Source organism: Rhizobium sp. YTUHZ044 (assembly GCF_051123975.1).
Taxonomy (GTDB): domain Bacteria; phylum Pseudomonadota; class Alphaproteobacteria; order Rhizobiales; family Rhizobiaceae; genus Rhizobium.
On record NZ_CP101431.1, the window covers coordinates 73,686 to 91,491 of the forward strand.

Genomic DNA, 17,806 nt, shown 5'->3' on the forward strand with positions numbered 1-17,806 from the left:
GTTGCTTCTCGTCACATTCTAGCAACTCTGCCTTAAGCCTCTCAAGGTGCGCCACATGCATGTCCTGCGACTCCTCGAAATTGGTCAAAAGCCGTATCGCCTTCACGTCGGCGCCGCGGTTGGTCAGCTCAGCGACAATCTCGCGCTGTCGAGCGCCGTGATGATCCGAGCAACTTCAAAGGCGGGTTGATCGGAAACCCAGATTTCTAACGAGCATAGAGATAGGCTGCCAGATCGCGGGCCTCCTGTTCGGATATCCCGGTGGCCGGCATCGCCGTCTTTGGCGAATGGGCCTGCGGCGCGACAATCCAGCTGATGAGGTTGTCGGCGGAATTGTTGAGCACGCCGGCAATGTAGACCCGCTCGCGCAGACCGGAGAGATCGCCGCCGACCTTGCCGTCGGCGCCCTCGATGCCGGGAATGGTGTGACATCCGGCGCAGCCATATCGGCGAAAAATCGCCGGCGCCCGCGCCGGATCGCCTTTCGTCATGGCGACGGCAACAGCCTGCCTTTCGGATCGCTGCCGGTAGATGTCGGTCAAGGTCAATGCCGCCGTCAGGCTCACCACGCAGGCGGCGATCACCAAGGCGGGGCGAAGGGAATTATGGGGCGACGATGCGTGTTCCATCTGCGCCTCCCTTTCCGGAAGCCCTGATCCACAAAGCCGTCAGCGCCAGCGCAACAGCGGCGTAGACGATGGCGGCAGGAACCCACATTACCAGGCCTGCCATCTGCTGGTCTTCGAGCGGCGACAGCCCCCAAACCCCGGATGAGCGTGTCTGCACGACGTAGAGCACGTTGGGTGACAGGGCGATGAGGGCTCCGAGAATGCTCATATGCAGCATCGTCAGGAAAAGGTGCCAGGCCGCCAGCCCCCTGTTCGTCTTCCAGATGACGGACCACCAGAACAGGACGGCACTTACAAAAAAGGAAAGATGCTGCAGCCGGTGGAGCGGCGTGCTTTCAATCGCGGCGTCGAACAGGACAGGCGCATGCCATGCCCAGATTGCCGCCCCGTGCAGCAGCGTCGCGACAGTGCCGTTGCTGAGCAACCTCCAGGTCTTGCGAACCATGCGCGAGGCGAGCACCTGTCCTGTCCGGCGCCTGACGATCCTTGGCAGCCCCCAGAGCAGCACGGCCGACGGCCGTGCCGATACGATGAGCGGCGCGGCAACCGCCATGAGCAGTTCATGTTCGATCATATGGAAGGTGAAAAGTTGTTCTCCAAGCCAATGCAGGGGAGAGACAAGCGCGCCGGCAAGCACCAGCCAGCCGGCCCAATAGGCCAAAAGCCGGTGCGCGAAGACGCGCCGGCCAGCGGATGATCGCGACATCAAGCGAAGGCTTCCACTTGCATAGAGGGCTGCGCAAACTGCGAGCGGCGCGATTATCCAGGGATCGGCCGTCCATGTGAAGGAATTCGAATGGGCATGGCCTTCATGTGCCAGTCCCGGTGTCGCCATGAGAAGAAAAGCGATTGTCGTTGCTGTTCTCATAGCCGCGGCACCCAATAGATGCATCCGTAGAGCGGAAGCCAGGCGAGCACGACAAAGTTCCAGTAGAGCGCGTTATCTTCGACATCGCCGTAGCGCCGCGCATTGTCACCATGCTTCGAAAACATCAGGCAGGCGAGGACGACGGTATCGACGAGATCGGTGATGATGTGGGTCGCGTGCAGGCCGAGCATTGTCCAGACGATCGATCCGTAGGCGTCGTCGTCCCAGCCTATGTGGAGGGCAGGAAATTCGTAGGCGCGGGGTATGAGGGGTGCCGCTCCGAGAAGCGCCATGATGATCAGTCCCGCGCGCACTTTGCGGAGATCCCTCTGCTTCGCCCACCGCGCGACGAGCATATTCGGCACGATGCTGACGAGAAGCAGCAGGGTCAGGATCGTGCCGGGAAGGAGATCCGGGGCAGGGGCTTCGATCGGCCAATGCGGCGCCAGGCTCATGAGATAGAAGTAGACGACGATCGCCAGAGCGAATCCCATGCCTTCAATCAGCATGAAGGCGCTGGTGCCCCAGAAGGTCAGGCTGGCGGTGCCCAGGCCGTGCAAGGGAAGCTTCGAGAGATCGGTGACCACGCGCTCCTTCATGTCTCGTCCTCGGGTGTTTGCTTGGGCCAGAACCATCCTGTCAGAGTGATCGCCACCGGAACGGCTCCCCAGACGACGGCCCACGGGCTGAAGATCGAGCCGATCAGCATGATGCTGGTGGCAATGGCGGCCAGAAACGGCCAGATGGAATCGGCTGGCGAGGCCTCCCGCGCCTCCGGCTCGCCTGATGTGACGCTGCTGACGATCAGTTCCCGCCGATCGAGCCGAAGTCCCGTCGCCACCGCCAATGTCTCGCCCGACATCCAGAGCGGCTCGCGCGATTCGACCACCGGAATATGCCGAAAATTATAGGGGGGAGGGGGCGAAGGCACGGCCCATTCCAATGTTGACGCATTCCAGGGATTGCGGCCGGCCGGCGGGCCATGGCGGAAGCTGCGCAGGGCATCGATGAAGAAGACCAGGAAGCCGGCGGCCAGGATAAAGGCGCTGAGGCTGACGAACAGGTTCAAACCGGCCCAGGGCAGCTCGGGCGGATAGGTGTAGACGCGCCGCGGCATGCCCTGGAGCCCCAGGATGTGCATTGGGAAGAAAGTCAGGTGGAAGCCTGTGAAGATCAGGCCGAAGGCCCACCGTCCGAGCCTTTCGCTCATCATCCGCCCGGTCATCTTTGGAAACCAGTAGTAGATCGCGCCGATCAGCGGGAAGACGGAGCCGCCGATCAGGACATAGTGGAAATGGGCGACGACGAAATAGGTGTCGTGGACCTGAGTATCGAGGGGCACCGACGCCACCATCACGCCGGTCAGGCCGCCGATGACGAAGGTGATGAGGAAGCCGATGATGAAAAGCAGCGGTGTCTTGAACACCGGACGGCCATCCCACAGCGTTGCCAGCCAGCAGAAGATCTGGGTTCCGGCGGGAATGGCGATCGCCATGCTCGAGGCGGTGAAAAAGCTGCTCCCCAGCCGCGGCAGGCCGGCCACGAACATGTGGTGCACCCATAGGCCGAAGGAGAGAATTCCGGTGGCGATCATCGCCAGCACCAGCGGCATATAGCCGAAGACCGGACGCTGTGTGAAGGTGGAGATCATGGCGGAGACGATGCCGACGGCCGGCAGGAAGATGATGTAGACTTCGGGATGGCCGAAGAACCAGAACAGGTGCTGCCAGAGGAGGACGTCGCCCCCTTCCGCAGGATTATAGAACTGGGTGCCGACCAGCCGGTCGAGAATGAGCGATGAGCTGGCGAACATGATCGCCGGCATGGCCAGGATGACCAGAAAGGCGGTGACCAGCATCGACCAGACGAAGACGGGTATCCGATCGAGCGACATGCCGGGCGCGCGCAGCTTGAAGACCGTCACGACGATCTCGACGGCAACGGCAAGGGCGGACACCTCGGTGAAGGTGATCATCTGTGCCCAGAGGTCCGCCCGTTTCCCCGCGCCATATTGCGGGCCGGACAGAGGCACGTAGGAGAACCAGCCGACATCGGGGGCGGTATCGAGGGCAAGCGAGATCCACAGCAGCAGCCCTCCGGCGAGATAGATCCAGTAGGAGAAGGCGTTCAGCCTGGGAAAGGCGATGTTGCGGGTTCCGACCATCAGAGGAACGAGATAGACCGCCATTGCCTCCATGACCGGCACCGCAAACAGGAACATCATGTTGCTGCCGTGCACGGTGAAGATCTGATTGTACCGGTCCGCGCTGACGAAGCGGGCCTCGGGGAAGGCGAGCTGGATACGCATCACAAGCGCCAGCACGCCGCCGAGAATGAGAAAGACAAAGGCTGTCGCGATATAGCGCCGACCGATGATCTTGTGATCGACCGTGGAGAGCGCTGCCAGCAATCCGGAAGGAGTCGACCATGTGCGCCTGAGGAAGGCTTCCGCCTCTTCATTGCCGGCAGCCAGATCGGCTGGGGAAGGGGTTCTGCCGGTGCCGGTCATCGCAGACCACTCATGTAGGCGCTCAACTGTCTCAGCTCTTCGCCGGTGAGGGGGACCAACGGCATGTTGTTGCCCGGCTTCAGCGTTTGCGGGTCGGCAATCCATGCCGCAACCGATCCCCGCGTATTCTCCAGCCGCCCCGCCGCAATCATGCTGCGGCTGCCGACATGGGTGAGGTCAGGTCCGGAGGTGCCCGACGCCTCGGTGCCGCGGATGGTGTGGCAGGCGGCGCAAGGCTTGCTCATGAAGACGAGCTCTCCCGCCGCGGCATCACCATCGGTCGGTGCGGCTGCCGTTTCTCTCTGCGACTCCAGCCATCTGGCATAGTCCTCCGGCTCCTCGGCGATCACCAACAGTGCCATGTGGCTGTGCTGCAGGCCGCAGAATTCGGCGCATTGGCCGCGATAGATGCCGGCTTTGGTGGCATGCAGCGTCAGACGGTTATCGCGGCCGGGGACCAGATCCTGCTTTCCCGTCAGGTTCGGCACCCAGAACGAATGAATGACATCAGTCGCGTCCAGGCGCAGCCGGACATCGGTTCCCACCGGGATATGCAGCTCGTTGGCGGTCTGGAATGTCTTGGCGGGATCCGCATCGAGATAGGTAAACTGCCACCACCACTGCTGCCCGCGAACGGCGATGGTCGGCTGATCGTCCCGGCCGCGGTCGACGCCATTGGTTGCGTAAAAACTGGTGATTGTCAGGAAGCTTATGACCAGGAAAGTCATCACGATCGCGCCGTTAACGACCCTGCCCATGGAACGCTCGGACTGCGGTTCACCGGGGGCCTGGTTTTTCCTGCGAACCAGCGCCCATGCCATGACGCTCATGACTAGCACGAAGACAACGCCGCAGACGGCGACAAACAGGAGTATCAAGCTTCTGAGTTCCGAAGCGGCAGGTCCGTCCGCATTCAGCGCCGATTGCGTCCCGGCAGCGCAGCCGGACAGAAACAAGGTGCATGCCGCGGCGATCTTCAAGGCCGGACACCTCGATCGGAGCGGACGCCTACCGGGCCTTCCTCGAAAAGAGTTGCGGCCGGCGCCCGGTTCTCGGCCGGTCTCGTATGCTTGTCGTCGTTGCGGCTCGGCGCGGTATAGAGGGCGGAATAGGCGCCGATCGTCCTGACATAGCCGGCGAGCTGCCAGATCTGGTCGCTCGTCATTTTGTTCGCGAAGGCAGGCATGCCGTGAGGCCGTCCGTCGCGTATGGATGCCACGACCGATACCATTTCCGAGCCATAAAACCACCAGCCGTCAAGAAACGAAGGGCCGGTCCCGCCTCGTCCGTCTCCATGGCAACTAGCGCAGCCGAACCAGGAATAAAGGCGCTTGCCCTGGCTCAGATCATAGGCGGTCACCTCATAAGGCTTGCCAAGCGCGAAATACACGTGGGGTGGTGTGCCGCCGATCCCGCCCGGCATCAGCAGGAACTGATCGAGAGATGATGTGACCGGCGGATCGGCGCGATACTGCCTTGGATGTCTAGCCCAGCCCATCGCGGCTCCGATCACGAACACAAAGAGCAGCAACATCAAGACCAACCAGATGCCCTCCTTCTTGACTGTGCTATCGGCAAGCAAAGGGAACCGATCGGGACCGGACGCGACGGCGGTATCGGCGCGACGCAAGCGTGGACGGGTTGCCCAAGCAACGGCGGCCAAGACGCCGGCCATTGTGAGAAACGATACTGCCGCCGACCAGGCATGCTTGCTTTCGCGCATCGCCGGGACCTGGGTTAGGGTCGCGACGACAGAGCCGAGAGACTGAGCCGCACCGGCAACATCTTGTAGGACGGGGTCTTGGCTTTGGCGTCGTGATGCGCCAGCGGAAAGAGCGGGTTCGCCTCAGGGTAATAGGCCGCACAGCACCCGGTTGGAATCGCGTGCCTGGCAATCTTGAAGCCGGCGACTCGGCGCAATGTGGCGACGTCGATGGCAGTCGTCAGATCGACGAAATCGCCTTCTTTGAAGCCCAGTCTGTCAATATCCTCATCGTTCATGAAGACCACCTTTCGCGATCCCTTCACGCCGCGGTAGCGATCGCTGTAACCGTAGATGGTCGTGTTGAACTGGTCGTTGGAGCGTAATGTGGCGAGGTTGAGAACCTCAGTGTCGCCCGGACCGATGTCGAGTTCGGGGAAGAGCCGCGGCGGAGTGATGAAATTGGCTTTCTGGTTGGGCGTCGTCCATTTGCGCTCCCTGGCCGGCACCGGTCTCGGAATGCCGCCCGGCTGAAACATGCGTTTGTTGAAATCCCTGAACGTCTCGGGATAGGTCGCTTCGATCGCATCGCGGATCTTCGAATAATCGCCGACCCATTCGTCCCACGGGACTCGGCCCTTCGCCAGCGTCGCCTTGGCGATTCCGGCGATGATGGCGGGCTCCGACAGAAGCTCCTGACTTGCTGGCTTCGCCTTTCCGCGCGAACCATGGAAATGCGCCACGGAACTTTCGATGGAGACGGCTTGCGGACCGCTCGCCTGTTCATCGATCTCAATGCGGCCGAGACAGGGAAGGAGATAGGCGATTTCCCCATGGATGACGTGGCTGCGATTGAGCTTCGTCGCAATCTGTACGGTCAGGCGGAGTTTGCGCCAGGCCTCCTCCATCGCTTCCGTTTCCGGGACAGCGCGCAGGAAATTGCCACCGAGGCTGACGAAGGCCTTGGCTTCGCCATCCATGATCGCCTTGCAGGTGTCAACGGTCGCGCGACCTTCCCACTGTGGCGGCTCGAACTGGTAGAGCTCCTTCAGCTTGTCGAGCGGCACGAGGTCCGGCTTTTCCGTTATCCCGACCGTGCGCTGGCCCTGCACGTTCGAGTGGCCGCGCACGGCGCAGATATTGGCGCCCGGCTTGCCGATATTGCCGCGCAGTAGCGCGAGATTGGCGACCATATGAACGTTCTCGACACCCATCACATGCTGCGTGAGACCCATGCCGTAGATCATCAGCACCGCCTCCGAATGGGCGTAGGTGCGGGCTGCCTGAATCATCTGCTCGCGGGTCAAGCCGGAAACACTCTCCAGCTCGGCCCAGTCATATCGGCGGGCCGCTTCGGCGAATTCCTCGAAACCCGACGTATGCGTGCTGATGAAATCGTGGTCGAGAACATGCTTTTTGTCGGCGGCGGCAATCGAAGCGGCGAAGGCGACCGCCGCAGCATTATCCGGTTTATGGGGCAGGGCATCGGAGCCTGAAACCTTGCTCATGCCCAGTGCCTTCATCGCATCGTCGGCTTCGATCAAGGCTTTGCAGACCCCGAAGAGGGCCGCGATGTCGCCTCCGTTCTTCACCTGGTAATATTCCGACGAAATCGGCGTCGACCGGCCGGTCAGCATCTGGCTCGGCATTTGCGGGTTGATGAAACGTTCGAGACCCGGTTCGCGCAAGAGATTGAAGGTGACGATTTTCACGCCCCGGTCGACGGCGTCCTGAAGGTCATGCAGCATCCGCGGAGAAGAGGTGGCGACGTTCTGTGCCATGTAGAAAATGCAATCGCAGTTCTGGAAATCGGACAGGATTGCCGTGCCGACGGAGGCTCCGATGCTTTCCGGCAGACCGACCGAGGAGCTTTCGTGACACATGTTGGAAGAGTCGGGCAGGTTGTTGCTGCCGAAGATGCGGGCAAAAAGCTGATACATGTAGGAGGTCTCGAGGGATGCGCGCCCAGAGGTGTAGAAATCGACCTCACGCGGAGGAATTGACCGCAGCTCCTCGCCGATCTCCGCGAATGCATCGCTCCAGTCTACCGGTTCGTATTTGTCGGTCGAGCGGTTCCACCGCATCGGATGGGTCAGGCGACCTTGTTCTTCGAGATCGTGATCGCTCCATTGCTCCAGCTCATGCAATGTATGGGCGGCGAAGAAGGCGCGGTCGGCGCGGCGGGAAGTGACCTCCCAGGCGGTCGCCTTTGCGCCGCTTTCGCAAAATTCCATCGCATGCGGTTTTGCAGGCTTGGCCCAGGCGCAACTGACACACATGTAGCCGTCTGGTTTGTTGTGATGGGAAAGCAGCGACGGCCCCGATCGGGGGACGTGTTCGCGCAGAAGAATTTCTCCAAGAGATCTCGCCGCCGCCCATCCGCCAGCCGCAGGCGTGTTCTCACCAATTGTTGGCGGATGTTTCGATCGCGCTGACATTTTTGCCTCCCGACATTGTCGAAGGAAATCCCCCGGCAGATATTTTGCGACCCGAACTCTTGGAGAAACAAACTGTTCCAGACGACATGGCAAAGTGACCTGTCGACAGCCGGTGACGGGAGTGGCAATAATCTGGTCTTCTCGGCTGCGTCGCATGTCCTCAGAGGTGCGTCGGAGCATCGGCCTCCACCTCGGCATAGAGCTGACCGCACATTGTCAGCGACCGCCGCATTGCGGCGACGCGATCCTCGGCGTCCTTGCATGAATAGGCCCATATGTCGGTCGCCCAGCTCTTGCCATCCATCTCGTACTGCAGGGCAAACTTATAGAGCCGTCGCTCATCCGCGTCGGTGCTCACCAAAGCGCGATCGGGATCATCGCGGCGCTGCCGTGGAAAACAATACAACATTCACAACGTGCTCCTCGGGTTCACCTTGCCAGGGTACGAAATGCCGCTTTGCTTGGACTAACCTGAACGCGCGGATTTCGTTCCCTGCGCTCCGGGCCTGAGCAGGCCTACTCGCGGTCCGGCCTTTTCCTTCCCGCAACTTGCATCGCCGCGACAAATCCATTATGTACACACGGATGATGTACACGGGCGAGTTCGACTTCGGAAAGCAGGATGTCATGCATACGACAAAAGTATTCAAGAACGGCAACTCTCAAGCCGTGAGAATTCCCGCCGATTTGGCTTACAGCCAGACCGAGATGGAGCTTGAAATCGAGCGCATTGGTGACGAGCTCCGCATCCGCCCGCTAAAACCGTCCCTGGAGGGCGTACTGGCGCGTTTCGCAAGATTTGACGACTCGTTCATGGCGGAGGGGCGCGGTGATCAGGAGCAGGCCGAACGGGATAGGCTGTAATGCCGCTCTACATGCTTGACACAAACATGTGCATCTATCTGATGAAGGAGCAGCCGCCGCAAGTCGCACGACGTTTTGCTCAATGCCGCGTTGGCGATGTCGTCATGTCTGCCATTACGTTCGCGGAACTCGAATATGGCGTTTCTGCCTCGAAGGATGCAGAAAGGGACCGGTCGAACCTAGAGTATCTGATCGAGGCAATCCCTGTCGCCCCGTTCGATAGTGATGCGGCACGGGCCTACGGACCTCTCAGGTTCGCGACACGTGACCGGAAAAAGGATCACTTGGACAAACTGATAGCCGCTCATGCGGTTTCGCTCAAGGCTGTCCTCGTGACGAATAATGTGCGGGACTTTACGGTTTACCAGGACTTGCGCGTCGAAAACTGGCTGTTCCCATGAGTGCTGGTGATGGGATGGTTGCGCGTATAGTTCAATGCAACCTCAGGTGGCGAGTCTGGCGTAAGCTGAATTATGGAACAGCCGTCCAGGGTCAGCGGGCCGGCATGGCATTTTGCGTTGATGCGCACGGACGACATCCACCCCGCACCCAAAAGGCCATGCATATGGCTGCGTGAGCAAGCGTGCGAACCGCTTGACCGCGCGGGATACACAGCACGCCAAGTCGTAAGAGGTCCCCCAGGGGATGCGCGATGGTGAGGTCAACGAAGCGGGCAGCGCCTTCTCAGGTTCTTTATTCCCGCAATCGCGGCGATAGCGGCAGCGATGAGTAGGGAAGCCGATCGACCGGGTAACAGTTCCAGGCCGCTTGATGAGCAGGCAGCAGGGCTTTCAAGTTGATCGCGTTCGGTTCATATAAGTTGGCCGGTGGCGTTTGGTGGGACGGGGAAGATGGATTTGAGTTCGAATCGCGCAGAGGAAGCAGTTTCAACCACGACGTCTGCTTCTGCGCAGCAAGTCGCCAGCCCAGCGACTGTCGGACTGCAAACAGCAGATTTCAACTCCGAGCTTCACGCTCGTCCGTCCATTTATTTTACCGGCCCGGCGATCGTCGAGCACATTGCGTTCATGCCCTTGGATGGGGCGATCAAAGAGTTCCACGATAGCCTGGAAGTCGATGGTGAGATTTCAGTCAGGGTCGAACGGCATACTGAATTCGTCACGGTCACACGCCTGCGGAAATTGCACTCGGAGCCCGGGCGTTGGCCGGAATCTGATCTTGCGGAAGGTGATTTTGCGCGGCTGGCAGGGTTGACCGCTCCTCGCCTTGTTTGCCACGTTGCTATCCTTGTGCTGGGCAACCCTCCTGACGAGCTGGGACCGGTTTTAAAATCCTTCGATTTCGGGGATACAGCGGCGTCCTCGATTGGTGGTGGGTCGGCGCAAGTCTGCTCCGATTTTAGGGTCAGACCGGACAATTCAAGCAGGATCATCCTGTTCAACAGGGACCTGAACGCACATCGCCTGGGGCGCATGGTGCGCCGCATCTGCGAGATAGAAACCTACAGATCAATGGCGCTGCTCGGATTGCCGGAGGCGCGACGTCTGGCACCGCTTCTCGGTCAGTATGATGCGGAGCTCGTTCAACTGACCAATCGCAACTTGAGTACTCCTGCACATCAGCACAAGCAGCTGCTGGACGAGATCACGGTTCTTTCGTCCCATATCATCTCGGCCACCGCGGAAACCAGAAACAGGTTCGGAGCGACCGCCGCCTACGCGAAAATCGTTGAAGAGAGAATCGCGCTTCTACGGGAAACCCATGTCCCCGGCTTCCAGCGCTTTGGCACTTTCGTCGAGCGGCGGTTTAAGCCTGCGGTTCGTACTTGCGAGGCAAGTGCATTGAGGCTTGAGCAGCTGTCGAGAGCGACGATGCACCTGCTCGATCTGCTACAGACTCGAATTCAGGTCGAGATTGAGTTCCAGAATGCTACGCAGATTCAAGCAATGGCGGATCGAGCTGCGACGCAGGTCAAGATCCAGCGCGCGGTCGAAGGCTTTTCGATCATTGCGATTAGCTATTATTTGCTGAGCTTGGTGAAGTTCATATATGAGACGGCAGACCACGCTGGGTTCCATTTCGATCCGGTGATCATGCTTGTTGCCGTTCCGGTGGTTGTGGGAACCGTTGCGATCACTATCCTCCGCGTCAAGCATGCTCTGCGAGAAGGGTCCTGAAGCTGGAAATCGCGCGTCAGAACACTTTGCACCCTTCTTGATCCACCCCTCAAAGAGTTGCCGGCGGCGAGAGCAAGGCTGTTGGTTCTTCTACCCGGTGACCTCAGGACAAGTACCTGATCGTCATCACGCCGCCATGGTGCGGACGCTATGTCTAGGCTTAGCGGCCTGAGCGGGGTCACGGTCGAGGGTGAACTGATTGACCAGTTCGCGCAGCCTGCTCGCCTCAGCCGACAATGACGCGGCCGCTGCGGTGGATTGCTCGACCATCGCCGCATTCTGCTGAGTCGACTGGTCCATCTGATTGACGGCCGTATTGATTTCGGCAAGTCCGGTGGACTGTTCACGCGCAGAGGTCGCGATCGCTTCCATCAACCGGTTGATCTGAGACACTTGCTCGCTGATTTCGTTCAACGACTGGCCAGTCTCGAGAACCAGTCTTACGCCGGTGCCGACTTCGGTGGAGGACTTTTGGATAAGGCCCTTGATTTCCTTCGCCGCCGTCGCTGCCCGCTGGGCAAGCTCGCGAACCTCCTGAGCGACAACGGCAAAACCTTTGCCGGCCTCGCCGGCCCGTGCTGCCTCGACGCCGGCATTCAGGGCAAGAAGATTGGTCTGGAAAGCGATGTCGTCGATGACGCCGATAATGCTCGATATTCGTTCGGAGCTTTCCTCTATCCGCCGCATCGCCTGTTCGGCATGAGATACAACGGAAGCAGAACGTTCTGCACTGACGTTAGCCGCCTGGGCGACATTGCGAGCCTCCTCGGTTCGCTTCGAGGCGGTCGTCACATTGGCAGTAATCTCATCGAGGGCTGCCGCAGTCTCCTCCAGGGAGGCTGCCTGCTGTTCGGTCCGCTTGGACAGATCTTGCGCACCGGAGGCGATTTCGCATGTTCCGGTGTCGATGCTGTGCACCGTCTGCAGTACAGCGCCAATGGTTGTGCCGAGTTGCCTAAGCGAAGCATTGAAATCCCCACGCAACCTCTCGTATTCCGGAGCGAACGGCTCCGCCAACTGGAAAGAAACGTCACCGCCCGCAAGGCGTCTCAATCCATCGCCAAGCGTCGTTGTCGCAAAGCGCAACTGCTGCGCTTCCCGTTCGGCGCGCTCCTGTGCGGCAGCGCGCTCCGCCTCCGACTGGCTTCGCGATATCGCTGCTTCCTGCTCCAATCGAAGAACGTTGATCGCGTTCTGTCGAAACACTTCCACTGCTCCTGCCATCGCCCCGATTTCGTCGGCGCGGCCAGCATAGGGGATTTCGCTCTGCAGATCGCCGTCGGAAAGGGTCTTCATGGCGGAGGCGATCCATCGGATCGGATTGGCGATGCCGAAAACGGCAAACAGTGCTCCAGCCGAAGTGACCAGAATCGAAAGGGCGGCAATTAATGCCGTGGTCGTGAACGCGTAGCTCGCCGTCGCGTTGCTTGTGGTCACATATGTTTCGGTCTGTCCGAGAATGAACGCCACCAAGTCAGCAATCTCCTGGTTCACCAGATCAGATTGTGCCTCCATACTCTCCCGAAAGAGGCCGACCGCCTCGGCGGCCTTGCCGTTGTCGTGCAGTTGGACCATTTGCTGCGCAAACTCGCTATATTTCTTGAGCCCTGTCTCGACGTCTTTGATCAGCTCGCGGCCTTTCTCCGTGCGGACGCCCGCCACATATTCTCGGATTGCTCGCTCGACCGCGGCGTTCGCCTCGTCGATCAGCTTCGCCTCGGCGGCTTGCTTCTCAGGCGAGGCCTCCAGCAAGTACCGCGCATAGGCCAGCTTCAGATCAGAGAAGTTTCCCTTGATATCCCGGGCGGTGATCATCCGCTTCATCCAGAAGCCGCCAATCTGCTGAGCACTGTCGTTCAGTGTCGAAATTGTACTGAGAGAATTGTACGACAAGGCAATCAGGAAGGCACAGATGACAGACAAAACGGCAATCAGGGTCTGCTTGACGGTCGGGCGTTTCATACAATTCTCCAGTCCTCTAGGGCGGGCTGTACAGCTCAGATAACCGCAAGAATTCGCGCGACTGGCTAATTTAGGATTAACTTCAATTGGTTTCGCCGTCGCTCTCTGAATAATTTATGTCGCTTACAAACGAGGCGTAGCAAAGTTCTCATCCCTGCTATCATCGGTATGTTATTGACGACTTAGGATGAGATCGAAAGTCTCGGCCGCCAAGCGGCATCATGCCTGGCCGTCGAGCCCGCCTCCGTCGCCGCGCAGTTTTACGGCTTCGGTATCAAGAGGTCACCGGTGATACCTCACTTTGCGGATCGCCATGGCGCGGTCGCGGCCAGCCACTGCCGCGTGCGGGCCTCGGGATCCGGGTTGCGGGTGATATCGGTGACCACGGCGGCACTATCAGCGCCTCTTTCCAGCACCACCGGCGCCCGTTCGGCGGTGATCCCGCCGATGGCGACGAGCGGTATCGCGCCGACGCGCTGTCGCCAGTCAGCAAGGCGTTCGACGCCTTGCGGCGCCCATTTCATAGCCTTGAGGATCGTGGGCCAGACCGGCCCGAGCGCAACATAATCCGGCTCGGCCGCCAGCGCCGTCTCCAGCTCCGATATGTCGTGGGTGGAAAGGCCGAGCTTCATGCCGGCGCGACGAATGGCATTTCTATCAGCGGCCATCAGATCTTCCTGCCCGAGATGAATGAAATCGCATCCTTCATCGATCGCCAGCTTCCAGTGGTCATTGACGACCAACTGGCAACCCGCGGCCGCGCAGGCAGCCTTCGAACGCCGGATCTGCTCGCGAAGCACGGAGTCCGGGCAATCCTTGATGCGCAGCTGGACGAGTTTGACGCCGAGTGGCGCGAGACGCTCGACCCATTCGGCGTTGTCGACGATGAGATTGAAGGGGTCTAGCTTCATGAAAAGACTGCCTTGCCGATGACGGGAGTGGATGGGACGGCGACGTCGCGTGGCTCCAGCGGTATGGCCCCATGCGCCAGGCGGCCGGCATCGATGGCAAGCGCGAAGCCGCACGGCATCTTTTGCCGCCAGCATTCCTACCCGGGCTCGAATATTTTGTTGCCACGCAAGACCGCGCTCCGATGCTTCGTTGTAGACGAGCGCCAAGTCGGCAGATCGCCTTGTCTGCTGCAGGGCTTCAAAGAGCAGCGCAGGTTGACGAACGTCCTTCTCGCGCTCGCCACCCCTGCCCGTCAGTGTGTCGGCGGCTGGCGACTATGAGCTTGTGGACCGCATGCCGGAGTGGATCAGGGACGACGACTGGGACACCGCTCCGGTGGAGCAGCATTGTCCTGACGGTTTCTGCTGTCGCGGGCGCTGCAACTGACCGGATTTATTTATGCTTCAGCAGCCACATCTTTCCGGCCATCGTGATGCCGTGCGGCGAGATGGCTGGGTCGGCGTCGGGATCGAGGGTCTTGAGAAGACCGCTGATTCTCAATTCGCCCACCGTCGCCGTTGTTGCGAACTTGATTGCGATCGGCCGCTCCTGAAAGCGATCGGCTTTGGCGAAGGTAATCGTCGCATTGAGATGCGTCCACTTCTTGCTCTCCTGAAGGTACAGGTCCCCATCCCTTGCAAGTTTCAAGCCTCTGATCTGGGGAGGCGTCAAAGTGACCATCAAAGCGGCCGTATTGGGACTTGTTTTGGCGGTCGTACTCATCTTGGATCCTAACATGCTATTCAAACGATCCGCATAAAGCGGTCAGATATCGATGGGCCGAGGCTCTCGGCCTCTCGGAAGGAGATGAGCCTGCCGCTCTCTTCATCCCACAAAGCAAGCCGGACACATTCGAGGCTTTGCCGAAGGGTGACGCGGCCGATAGCCACCAACTCGGGGTGATTGCGCAGGACTTCCGGAAGCCGGTAATACGGAATGCGGCTTGAAAGGTGGTGGATGTGGTGGATACCGATATTCCCGGTCAGCCATCGAAGCACGAGCGGAAGATCATAATGTGACGCGCCGTGAAGAGCGGCCCGCGGAAATTTCCATTCTCCGGTCTTCGACCAGTGCGTTTCCTCGAACTGATGTTGGACATAAAATAGCCAGACGCCGGCTGCCCCTGCCAGCAAAACGATCGGCAGATGCACCAGCAGGAGGGGGATAGGCCCAATCGTCCACATTAACAGGCCGACTACGATCGCGATCGCTACATTCGTGGCCATCGTGGAAACCCAAGGCAAGGCTCCCGCCTGCATCATCCCGATCGGCAGGCGTTGCTTGAAGATAAAGAGCCAGGCGGGTCCAATGCCGAACATGACGATCGGATGCCTGTAAAGTCGGTAGGCGAGTCGTCCGGTTCGAGAACGGGCGCGATATTCCTCGAGCGTCAAGGTCGTGATGTCGCCGATGCCACGTTTATCAAGATTGCCCGCAGATGCATGATGTTCCGCATGTGTTTGCCGCCAATAATCGTACGGCGTTAGGGTCAAAACGCCGAGTGCCCGTCCTGTCCACGTATCCAGCTTTCGCCGGGCGAAGAATGAACCGTGCCCGCAATCGTGCTGGATCATGAATAACCGGAGCAGGAAGGCGGCGGCTGGCAGGATCAGTATGTAGCCGGGCCAAAAGTCTTGCAGCAAAGAGGCATATGCGCCGACCCATAGCAGCGCGAAGGGGACAGCTGTCACAGACAACTCGAACGCGCTGCGCCAAAAGCTCGGTTGCCGGTATTTCGCGAGGATCTTCAGCCACGCACCGGCGGAGTCTTCAAACGGCTCGTGCAACTGGCCGGCTTGGCTTCTCATCGATTTTCTGATCCCCTTCGGACGCGACGCAAATTGGCAGGAGCCACGGTCGGATGTTCATCCGTCAAGCGCGACGAGCCTTACGTGCGGCATAGCGCCGGTCGCGCTCGGCCTTGCGTGCCGCTTCATCGGCGACGACACGTGCGATTCGGTTATTGGCTTCCAATTGGCGAGCCTCCGCCTCTGCTCTTTGATGAGCCTCGGCAACATCGGCTAATGCGGCAGCTTCCTGAAGGAGGCGGTCATTTTCCGCCGCCTTCATCGCATCGCGCTCAGCGCGACGCGCGGTCCTGGCCGAAGCAATTGCCGCCAACCGTTCTTGCATTACAGGGTCGGTCGGCTTCGGAGCCGACTCAAATTTTGCAATCAGCTGACGTCTGGCGCTTTCGGCGGACTTACGACGTTCTGAAAAGCTGTTGTCGCTTGGGTGTTTCAATCGATGTCCTTGCCCAACAGGATAGCCTAGGCCGCTACGCTTCAAGTCGTACGAGCGGTCGGGCGCTGTTCACTTGTTGAATGAAAAAGGCCAGACATCTGCCTGGCCTTCAACTATCCTTGCCAGCCACGCCAGTACATCCGTGGTCGCAGCGGCTATAGGAGCTTTTTAGGCCGGTTGGAGCTGGCCTGCAGACATTTTGCCGGACTTGCGGTCGTGCTCCAATTGAAAGCCGAGCTTCTGGCCTTCAGCGATTGAACTCATTCCCGCGCGTTCAACGGCAGAGATGTGAACGAAGACGTCGGCGCTCCCGTCGTCAGGCTGGATGAAGCCAAAGCCTTTGGTGGCGTTGAACCATTTTACTGTGCCAGTGGTCATGATTAACCCTTTCATCGGCATAAATTTGACGGCCCGCCGAGCGACGCGCGGCGGTGTTTTCGACTTTTGAAGGGAGAGTTGATCAAGAGGCGCAGAGCGCAGCCAAACAAATATCGGCAAACAAAGTATCGATGTGTGCAGGGATAGACTGGAGATCCTTCCCAGTCAACCTTTTGTTTTCAGCTTCTCGCCATTTCCACTTAGGCGGGCAATTCCGCGTGATACGTTTCAGGTCGACGGCGCGTCAGCGGATAAGCCTCGGCTTCATAGAGTTTGCGCATCTGCAAGCCATCGAAGCGCGCCTCCTCGACTTCGAGCACGGATCCACCGAGGAGAGAGGCCGGCATGTCCTCGATCGCAAAGCGAAGAGCCTCGGCGACGGAATCGAACCTCTTGTAGCCGAGGCGGCCTCTTCTGTTGATTGTCTTGCACGGGTAAAGCCCCGCGCCGGCACTATAGTCGAAAACGGTCATAACCTAATCCTTGCGGCTTGAGCGATCGCCGAGAACAGTCGTTCTTTGCCGTCCCATGTTGCGGTATTAACGGAAGAAGAAGTCAGTCCAACCGGTCCAGCACTCCGTTTTTCGAGACGCTGCTGCATCTTGGCAAGCTTCGTCGCGCGCCTCCGGAGAGCTTGCCTGCTGAGGAAATCCTGCAGCTTTGCTGCATCCGATCCTTGTTCTGGCTTGGAGCGCTTGAACATGCTTTCGGCGGCATGGCGGGTGGTGTTGGTCATTATGGCATCCTCAGTGCGGCTGCGGGACGAATACATCCGGAACAAACCGCTCCAGCCAGTATGGCGGAGTTCGCAACGTTCGCAAAATCAGGGTTTGCCAAGCAACCGACGCAGCCGGGAGGATCAGGTAGCCGAAAGGCTGAAAACGTGCCCTGTATGTAAGGTTTCAATCAGCCTCATTCAAGGCACCACATGAATAGCAAAAGCTTGCTTGCCAAAGGCGGAAATGAAGTCCAGGGTGCGATGTCGGCTGCAACTGGTCAGGGCGCTGCCGCCTGAGGGACAAGAGCGCGCCCTAGCCCCGACAAGAGGAGGACGCGATGACGTCCCGATCCTCGCATGCCTGCTTCCTGCTCTACTTCCAGAAAATGCTCCTGAACGCCAACG

The 17,806-nt window shown here is 59.6% G+C and carries 19 protein-coding genes and 2 pseudogenes; 3 read left to right on the top strand and 18 right to left on the bottom strand.

All coding sequences use genetic code 11. The features are described 5' to 3' along the window. Positions 1-206: 206 nt before the first annotated feature. The 8 genes from NL154_RS31060 to NL154_RS31095 form a co-directional block, all read right to left on the bottom strand. Positions 207-629: a c-type cytochrome gene (locus NL154_RS31060; RefSeq protein ID WP_210633765.1), complete on the bottom strand. Its 423-nt coding sequence runs from the start codon at positions 627-629 to the stop codon at positions 207-209. After that, entirely contained in the window at positions 604-1,497 is an 894-nt protein-coding gene (locus NL154_RS31065) for a cytochrome c oxidase assembly protein (protein WP_221164635.1), read from the bottom strand. Before NL154_RS31065 ends, NL154_RS31060 begins: the two co-directional genes overlap by 26 nt. Next, entirely contained in the window at positions 1,494-2,096 is a 603-nt protein-coding gene (locus tag NL154_RS31070) for a cytochrome c oxidase subunit 3 (RefSeq protein ID WP_210633769.1), read from the bottom strand. The genes NL154_RS31065 and NL154_RS31070 overlap by 4 nt, the downstream gene beginning before the upstream one ends. After that, the gene (gene ctaD, locus NL154_RS31075; RefSeq protein WP_210633771.1) at positions 2,093-4,006 is read right to left on the bottom strand and encodes a cytochrome c oxidase subunit I; all 1,914 of its coding nucleotides are present in this window, start codon (positions 4,004-4,006) and stop codon (positions 2,093-2,095) included. The genes NL154_RS31070 and ctaD overlap by 4 nt, the downstream gene beginning before the upstream one ends. After that, positions 4,003-4,986 carry a cytochrome c oxidase subunit II gene (gene coxB / locus NL154_RS31080; RefSeq protein ID WP_221164634.1) on the bottom strand — a complete coding sequence of 328 codons (984 nt, stop codon included), beginning with the start codon at positions 4,984-4,986 and terminating at the stop codon, positions 4,003-4,005. The genes ctaD and coxB overlap by 4 nt, the downstream gene beginning before the upstream one ends. Next, positions 4,983-5,540 (bottom strand): c-type cytochrome, encoded by a 558-nt coding sequence (locus NL154_RS31085; RefSeq protein ID WP_210633774.1) that lies wholly within the window; start codon positions 5,538-5,540, stop codon positions 4,983-4,985. The genes coxB and NL154_RS31085 overlap by 4 nt, the downstream gene beginning before the upstream one ends. A gap of 203 nt (positions 5,541-5,743) precedes the next feature. Further along, positions 5,744-8,146: an FdhF/YdeP family oxidoreductase gene (locus tag NL154_RS31090; protein ID WP_210633775.1), complete on the bottom strand. Its 2,403-nt coding sequence runs from the start codon at positions 8,144-8,146 to the stop codon at positions 5,744-5,746. A gap of 160 nt (positions 8,147-8,306) precedes the next feature. Then, a complete protein-coding gene (locus tag NL154_RS31095; RefSeq protein WP_434734692.1) occupies positions 8,307-8,555 on the bottom strand; it encodes a hypothetical protein in 249 nt (82 codons plus the stop codon). Between the two features lie 218 nt (positions 8,556-8,773). Here NL154_RS31095 and NL154_RS31100 point away from each other — a divergent pair, with 218 nt between their 5' ends. From NL154_RS31100 to NL154_RS31110, 3 genes are all read left to right on the top strand, one after another. Next, on the top strand, positions 8,774-9,010 hold the full coding sequence (locus NL154_RS31100; RefSeq protein ID WP_210633778.1) for an antitoxin: 237 nt from the start codon (positions 8,774-8,776) through the stop codon (positions 9,008-9,010). Next, entirely contained in the window at positions 9,010-9,411 is a 402-nt protein-coding gene (locus tag NL154_RS31105) for a type II toxin-antitoxin system VapC family toxin (RefSeq protein ID WP_434734693.1), read from the top strand. The genes NL154_RS31100 and NL154_RS31105 overlap by 1 nt, the downstream gene beginning before the upstream one ends. A gap of 456 nt (positions 9,412-9,867) precedes the next feature. Further along, positions 9,868-11,148, top strand: a complete 1,281-nt coding sequence (locus tag NL154_RS31110) for a DUF3422 domain-containing protein (RefSeq protein WP_434734708.1) — start codon at positions 9,868-9,870, stop codon at positions 11,146-11,148. 126 nt (positions 11,149-11,274) lie between these two features. Here the strand turns inward: NL154_RS31110 and NL154_RS31115 are convergent, their stop codons facing one another. The 10 genes and pseudogenes from NL154_RS31115 to NL154_RS31160 form a co-directional block, all read right to left on the bottom strand. Continuing rightward, on the bottom strand, positions 11,275-13,110 hold the full coding sequence (locus NL154_RS31115) for a HAMP domain-containing methyl-accepting chemotaxis protein (protein ID WP_221147568.1): 1,836 nt from the start codon (positions 13,108-13,110) through the stop codon (positions 11,275-11,277). A gap of 296 nt (positions 13,111-13,406) precedes the next feature. After that, entirely contained in the window at positions 13,407-14,021 is a 615-nt protein-coding gene (locus NL154_RS31120) for a thiamine phosphate synthase (RefSeq protein ID WP_434734694.1), read from the bottom strand. Further along, positions 14,018-14,128, bottom strand: a pseudogene (locus NL154_RS31125) (thiazole synthase); the annotation flags it as partial. The pseudogene NL154_RS31125 and the gene NL154_RS31120, both read right to left, overlap by 4 nt. Then, positions 14,121-14,424: pseudogene (locus NL154_RS31130) on the bottom strand (GSU2403 family nucleotidyltransferase fold protein); the annotation flags it as partial. The pseudogenes NL154_RS31125 and NL154_RS31130, both read right to left, overlap by 8 nt. 30 nt (positions 14,425-14,454) lie before the next feature. Continuing rightward, positions 14,455-14,742 carry a hypothetical protein gene (locus NL154_RS31135; RefSeq protein ID WP_176536298.1) on the bottom strand — a complete coding sequence of 96 codons (288 nt, stop codon included), beginning with the start codon at positions 14,740-14,742 and terminating at the stop codon, positions 14,455-14,457. A gap of 62 nt (positions 14,743-14,804) precedes the next feature. Next, positions 14,805-15,869, bottom strand: coding sequence for a fatty acid desaturase (locus tag NL154_RS31140; protein ID WP_221156836.1), 1,065 nt, complete (start codon positions 15,867-15,869; stop codon positions 14,805-14,807). A 64-nt stretch (positions 15,870-15,933) separates the two neighbouring features. Next, on the bottom strand, positions 15,934-16,305 hold the full coding sequence (locus NL154_RS31145) for a DUF6481 family protein (RefSeq protein ID WP_221156830.1): 372 nt from the start codon (positions 16,303-16,305) through the stop codon (positions 15,934-15,936). 168 nt (positions 16,306-16,473) lie between these two features. Beyond that, positions 16,474-16,683, bottom strand: a complete 210-nt coding sequence (locus NL154_RS31150) for a cold-shock protein (RefSeq protein WP_210633800.1) — start codon at positions 16,681-16,683, stop codon at positions 16,474-16,476. 200 nt (positions 16,684-16,883) lie between these two features. Continuing rightward, a complete protein-coding gene (locus tag NL154_RS31155) occupies positions 16,884-17,156 on the bottom strand; it encodes a hypothetical protein (protein ID WP_221147815.1) in 273 nt (90 codons plus the stop codon). Further along, positions 17,153-17,419, bottom strand: coding sequence for a hypothetical protein (locus NL154_RS31160; protein ID WP_434734695.1), 267 nt, complete (start codon positions 17,417-17,419; stop codon positions 17,153-17,155). The genes NL154_RS31155 and NL154_RS31160 overlap by 4 nt, the downstream gene beginning before the upstream one ends. Between the last annotated feature and the right edge of the window lie 387 nt (positions 17,420-17,806).

Excerpts from the sequence above, each read along its gene's own strand:
- NL154_RS31160 (WP_434734695.1), bottom strand. The coding sequence starts at position 17,419 with ATGACCAACACCACCCGCCATGCCGCCGAAAGCATGTTCAAGCGCTCC.
- NL154_RS31065 (WP_221164635.1), bottom strand. The coding sequence starts at position 1,497 with ATGAGAACAGCAACGACAATCGCTTTTCTTCTCATGGCGACACCGGGA.
- NL154_RS31140 (WP_221156836.1), bottom strand. The coding sequence starts at position 15,869 with ATGAGAAGCCAAGCCGGCCAGTTGCACGAGCCGTTTGAAGACTCCGCC.
- NL154_RS31090 (WP_210633775.1), bottom strand. The coding sequence starts at position 8,146 with ATGTCAGCGCGATCGAAACATCCGCCAACAATTGGTGAGAACACGCCT.
- NL154_RS31095 (WP_434734692.1), bottom strand. The coding sequence starts at position 8,555 with ATGTTGTATTGTTTTCCACGGCAGCGCCGCGATGATCCCGATCGCGCT.
- NL154_RS31070 (WP_210633769.1), bottom strand. The coding sequence starts at position 2,096 with ATGAAGGAGCGCGTGGTCACCGATCTCTCGAAGCTTCCCTTGCACGGC.
- NL154_RS31105 (WP_434734693.1), top strand. The coding sequence starts at position 9,010 with ATGCCGCTCTACATGCTTGACACAAACATGTGCATCTATCTGATGAAG.
- ctaD (WP_210633771.1), bottom strand. The coding sequence starts at position 4,006 with ATGACCGGCACCGGCAGAACCCCTTCCCCAGCCGATCTGGCTGCCGGC.
- NL154_RS31115 (WP_221147568.1), bottom strand. The coding sequence starts at position 13,110 with ATGAAACGCCCGACCGTCAAGCAGACCCTGATTGCCGTTTTGTCTGTC.
- NL154_RS31120 (WP_434734694.1), bottom strand. The coding sequence starts at position 14,021 with ATGAAGCTAGACCCCTTCAATCTCATCGTCGACAACGCCGAATGGGTC.
- NL154_RS31150 (WP_210633800.1), bottom strand. The coding sequence starts at position 16,683 with ATGACCACTGGCACAGTAAAATGGTTCAACGCCACCAAAGGCTTTGGC.
- NL154_RS31155 (WP_221147815.1), bottom strand. The coding sequence starts at position 17,156 with ATGACCGTTTTCGACTATAGTGCCGGCGCGGGGCTTTACCCGTGCAAG.
- NL154_RS31085 (WP_210633774.1), bottom strand. The coding sequence starts at position 5,540 with ATGTTGCTGCTCTTTGTGTTCGTGATCGGAGCCGCGATGGGCTGGGCT.
- NL154_RS31135 (WP_176536298.1), bottom strand. The coding sequence starts at position 14,742 with ATGGTCACTTTGACGCCTCCCCAGATCAGAGGCTTGAAACTTGCAAGG.
- NL154_RS31100 (WP_210633778.1), top strand. The coding sequence starts at position 8,774 with ATGCATACGACAAAAGTATTCAAGAACGGCAACTCTCAAGCCGTGAGA.
- NL154_RS31060 (WP_210633765.1), bottom strand. The coding sequence starts at position 629 with ATGGAACACGCATCGTCGCCCCATAATTCCCTTCGCCCCGCCTTGGTG.